Raw genomic sequence first — 1,677 nt, forward strand, 5'->3', positions numbered from 1 at the left:
CGGCAGAAGACCTCCGATCGTGCTAACTGTCAAGCTGCGGCAGATGTTTCAGGCTTAGTGGCGGGGTGTCCGAAAGCTTTTGCCGGGTCGTAGACCTGGCCCGTCTGCAGGCAGTGATAGAGCTGGCCGAGCATCTTGTTGAACAGATGCCGGACCGCCGGGGCGTGACGGTCACCATGTTGACGACGCTGACGGTAATGCTGTTGAGCTGGACCAGGATTCATCACCATCACCGCGGCCCAGACCCAGCCGACCGCCGCTAGACGGTCGTTCTTGATCCGGCGATAGCTGATCGAAATGGTCTTGCCCGATGCCCGGGTGACCGGCGCGGACCCAGCGTAGGACTTCAGCGCTCGAGCGTCAGCGAAGCGTCGGCGATCATCGCCGAGCTCGGCAAGTACCCGGGCCCCGGTTGAGTCGGCCAAGCCCGGAAAGCTGGTGATGATGGCGTAGTCCGGGTGGGTGCGAAACAGCTCGGAGGCCGCTTGTTCCAGGTCGCGAGCGCCGTCGCAGGCCGCGTTGAGCATGGCGAGCAGGGCCAGTGCCTGGCGACCCATCGCCGTTTCGACCATGAGCGGTTGTCGCAGTTGCGGTGCGCGAAGCCTCTCGATGATCTGCGCGGCGAGTCCGTCGACGCCGCGCTGACGTCCGGCCCGGCGCAGTGCTGCGGCGACGCGAGATTTGGTCAGCTTCGCGGCCGCCGCTGGGGTCGGCGCGACCGCGAGGACCGCGCGGGCCTCGGGTTCGGCGAGGTTGGTGGCCGAGCGGGCGCTGAAGGTTTCCAGGAACGCGGGGTAGTACTCGCGCAGCAGCGAACGCAGTTCGTTTCCGGCTTTGGTGCGCCGCCAGATACCATCCTGCTGGGCGCGGGCCAGCACCGAGATCGCTTGGGCGAGTTCGGAATCGGCGGGAAGCGCGCGGTGCAGATGAGCGTCGACCCGCAGAATGTTGGCCAAAGTCATGGCGTCGGCGTGGTCGGATTTGGCCCTGGCCAGGGTGTGGCGTTCGCGGTAGCGGGCCACCGCCATCGGGTTGATCGCGAACACCGGGCGACCAGAGGCCCGGATCGTGGCAACCAACAGGCCACGGGGAGTCTCGATCGCGACCGGGATCGGATCCTCGGCAGTGTCTCCGGCATCGATGAGAAGTTGGGTCAGCGCGGCGAAACCCCCAGGGTCATCGCCGATCCGCTTCTTGGTGACCAATTTGCCGCCGGCGTCGATGATCGCGATGTCGTGATGGCCCTCGGCCCAGTCGATACCGCAGTAGTGGTCCAATTCGTCCTCCATCAGGCAAGGGTTTGCGCTGGTCAGAACCCGAGCGAGAACGCGCAGCGCCCTACTTACAAGCCTCTGTGGGCTGGCCTCCGATGAGCTGTTCGCGATCCCAGCGACCCCCACGGCGCCGGTCTGCATCAGAGCTCGAAGGCTCTCGCGTTGAAGCGGGCGTCCAGCCGTGGGAGCGGGCTCGAACCACGAGCTATCCCAACCGATAACGGCGGCCGGACCGCGGAAGACACACCGTGGCATCGGGATCCGGCCGCCGTCGCACCACCGGTTGTCCGCGGTCTTCTGCGAGGGCTCAGGCCCCTCGGACGTTCAGGGATCGCGGTGGCGAGATCAATCCTTCGCAGTTAAGTAGCGGATGTTCTGAGCGGCACTCGCGTCGATTGCGCCG

General features: G+C 66.0%; 1 protein-coding gene. It reads right to left on the reverse strand.

What is annotated here, in order from left to right; genetic code table 11:
* Positions 1-29 precede the first annotated feature (29 nt).
* The gene (locus F3087_RS45650; RefSeq protein WP_150408138.1) at positions 30-1,292 is read right to left on the reverse strand and encodes an IS110 family RNA-guided transposase; all 1,263 of its coding nucleotides are present in this window, start codon (positions 1,290-1,292) and stop codon (positions 30-32) included.
* Positions 1,293-1,677: the final 385 nt, after the last annotated feature.

It is taken from the genome of Nocardia colli, from assembly GCF_008704205.1.
Taxonomy (GTDB): Bacteria; Actinomycetota; Actinomycetes; order Mycobacteriales; family Mycobacteriaceae; genus Nocardia; species Nocardia colli.